We start from the raw sequence: 621 nt of genomic DNA, 5'->3' as shown, positions 1-621 counted from the left end.
GTCTACCGCATTGTCACCAAATGGTACGGCAACCCAGTCCACGAGGCCTTCGACGACGCCACCCTCGCGCCGGCGGCAGAGGAAGATGATGACAGGCGCGATGCGGCCGCGACCGAGCCGTCAGTACAGGCTCGCACAGAGTCGGAGGATCCCAACAAGGCAGGCATTCGCATCGACCTGTCCGGGATCGGCCGTGGCCGGTAGAAGAACGACTGAGCTACCGCTCGTACAACAGGCCATCGCCCATTCGACTCACAAGTTGGGATTTCCGTGCCGACCAATCGAACGCATTTTTAGCTGTCAATCCGCAAGCCTATGCTTCAGATGCTACATTCTTGAAATTCTCCATCTGATCGGGCCGGGTCTCAAGCAGAAGGCCCTCGCTGATCCAGATCGGCAGATAGTTCTGCGACGGGACAACGATGTCGAAGCCATGGCCGCCCTGGCGGATCTTGGCCAGCGCCGTGTCGTTGGAATCGCGTAGTCGGTGATCGTCACCTTGACCTTGTGGGCCTTCTCGAACTTCTTGATCATTTCGGGCGAGGTCCGCCCATACAGAGGTATTTCATTTCAAGGTAGTCCTCGAGTCCGTGGGGGGACCCCTCGCGCCCGATGCCGGAT

2 pseudogenes are annotated in these 621 nt (G+C 59.1%); one reads left to right on the top strand and one right to left on the bottom strand.

The features are described 5' to 3' along the window. Window positions 1–204, top strand: a pseudogene (locus EOA27_RS41330) (conjugal transfer protein TraH); the annotation flags it as partial. Window positions 205–328: 124 nt separating this feature from the next. On the opposite strand, the pseudogene EOA27_RS42825 reads toward EOA27_RS41330, so the two are convergent. Beyond that, a pseudogene (locus EOA27_RS42825) lies at window positions 329–546 on the bottom strand (extracellular solute-binding protein); the annotation flags it as partial. Window positions 547–621: the final 75 nt, after the last annotated feature.

This window comes from Mesorhizobium sp. M2A.F.Ca.ET.037.01.1.1 (assembly GCF_003998075.1).
In the GTDB taxonomy this organism is placed as follows: domain Bacteria; phylum Pseudomonadota; class Alphaproteobacteria; order Rhizobiales; family Rhizobiaceae; genus Mesorhizobium.
This window is presented reverse-complemented; position numbering and strand designations above follow the sequence as displayed.